2 protein-coding genes are annotated in these 2,340 nt (G+C 65.6%); both read left to right on the top strand.

The annotated features are described in order from the left end of the window. Positions 1–139 precede the first annotated feature (139 nt). Entirely contained in the window at positions 140–703 is a 564-nt protein-coding gene (locus tag I73_RS19945; protein ID WP_022982235.1) for a PilX N-terminal domain-containing pilus assembly protein, read from the top strand. A 37-nt stretch (positions 704–740) separates the two neighbouring features. After that, entirely contained in the window at positions 741–2,276 is a 1,536-nt protein-coding gene (locus I73_RS19940) for a hypothetical protein (protein ID WP_148289868.1), read from the top strand. Positions 2,277–2,340: the final 64 nt, after the last annotated feature.

Here is a 2,340-nt window from a genome sequence, read left to right as displayed (position 1 = left end):
GATGCGTTTCTGGATGCGGCAACGCCCTACCAGGGCTGCGACCCTTCGCCGATCCGACGACCCCGGCCGCCGGTGACCGCCACATGTACCGCAGCTTCACCTCCACTTTCGTGATCCAGAACCGCAGGGGGACGGCGCTGTGAGATCCCTTGGGTTTCCTTCTGGCGCAGGACATCGGCCCCAGCGGGGGGCGGCCCTGATCGTGGCCTTGGTCATGCTCGTGATCATCGCCCTGATGTCCGTGTCGGTGATGCGGGGCTCGCTGACCTCGGACCTGATCGCCAACAACGCCCGCGCCCAGAGCCTGGCCCAGCAGTCGGCCGAGCTGGCGCTGCGCTATTGCGAGCGGCAGGCCAACGCCGATGTGCAGGCCGGCACGGCCACCTTCATCCTGCCGGCGCTGGACGACACCGATGGCGATCCTTCCAACGGCCGCCCCACACGCTGGGCCAGCTTTGCCAGCTGGCATGGCGGTGCACCGCTGGCCATCACGGTGCCGGATGCGGTGCTGGTGTCGGTGGACAGTCCGGTGAAGCCGCCCAGTCCGCAGTGCCTGCCCGAATACACGTTCCTGAACGATGGCGCGACGCAGGTGGTGCTGGTCACGGCACGGGGATTCAGTCCCGATTTCCAGCAGGACGAGATTGGCCGGACCACGGCGGGATCGGTGGTCTGGGTGCAGTCGATGTTGAGGTTCAACTGAGCCGTCTCCTGCAGGGGCGGCAGCGGGGAGTGGTCCGATGAAGATCCTTTCGAGCCTTGGGCGCGGCCTGTCCCACGGGTCTCTGGCCGTGGTGGTGTGCAAGACAGGGATGGGCTTGTGCGCGGCCTGGGCGGCCGGCTTGGGTTGGGCCACCGAGCCTTCACAGAAACCGCTGACCAGCCAGTCCGGCTCGACGCCTCCTCCCAACGTCATGATCACGATCGACGACTCGGGCTCGATGCTGTCGGACGCCATGCCCGAGGGCACGTTCACGGTCAACAGCGTTTCCATCACGCTCATCTCCAAGTGGGTGGCGGGCTTTCCGGGAGATCCCCGCAAGGGCAGCACCTACGGGGACTGCTATGCCCCGGCGGATCCCGCGTCGGCCAGCATGTACCAGCGCTACTACCGTTCACCGGACATCAACACGATCTGGTACAGCCCGGATGTGCGCTACCAGCCGTGGCTGAAGCCCAAGCCGGCCTCCGACGGCTCCGGCGTTCGCATGGAGGCTGTGGCCGATCCCAGGAAGGCACCCTGGGATCCCGTGACGGCCGGTCTGAATCCGGCCTCCTTCGACCTGGTCACCAAGCGCAGCATCAACACCACCTGGTGTACCAACGCCTCCACCACCAGCAAGGGCAGCCGGGTCTTCAGCCCGGGGATCTATTACCGGCTGAAGCCGTCCTCCACGGACACGCCCACGCAGCCCAAGACGCCCAGCGATTTCGTCATGTATGACGTCAATGGCTGGGATGCCCCCTGGTCGCCTGAGGTGAAGTCGCCGGATCGCACGGACTGTGCGGGCAGCCGGTGCACCCAGGCCGAGGAGCTGCAGAACTTCGCCAACTGGTTCACCTTCTACCGCATGCGCGAATCCATGGCCAAGGCGGCCGTGACCGAGGTTTTCTTCAACTTCAAAGACAAGCTGCGGGCAGGTTGGGGACGCATCAACAAGAGCAGCGCCACGAAGGTGGATGGGGCAGGGGCCACCCAGACCTTCCCGATCGTGGAGCTCGGTGTCAAGCCACTGGACGCGACCCAGCTCGAGGCCGTCCTCACCGGGGTGCAGGCCATCCAGTCCTGGCCCTCCACGCCCTTGCGCACGGCGCTGGACGGTGTGGGCAAGTACTTCTACAAGCGCACCGACGCCTACAGCCCCTGGATGAACACACCGGGAGCCACTTCGGCGCCAGGCAACGTGAAGCTGGCTTGTCGGCGCACGGTCAACGTGCTGACCACCGATGGCTACTACAACGACAGCTACACCGCCGCAGGTGACCAGGACACCACGGCCAGTGCCTTCAGCTACCCCGACGACGAGTCCGATCCCGACCAGAATCCGGGGCATTACAGTCCCTTCGCCTACACGCCCAGCCGCCCCTTCTCCGACGCACCCAACAAGTACACCAACACCTTGGCCGATGCGGCGATGCGTTGGTATGTCGAGGACCTGGATCCCACGATCGCCAACAACATCGCCCCGGTCGATGGGGACATGGCCTTCTGGCAGCATCTGACCCAGTTCACCGTCGGTATTGGCGTGAAGGGGACCTTGGATGCCTCCCACTGAGAGGCCAGGGCGTCGACCCTCACGGCCCTGAACCAGGGCTCTGCGAGCTGGCTCGACCGAGCAG

This window comes from Ideonella sp. B508-1 (assembly GCF_000333615.1).
In the GTDB taxonomy this organism is placed as follows: Bacteria; Pseudomonadota; Gammaproteobacteria; order Burkholderiales; family Burkholderiaceae_C; genus Ideonella.
The sequence above is the reverse complement of the archived record's forward strand: the minus strand, read 5'-3'. Positions and strand labels throughout refer to the sequence as shown.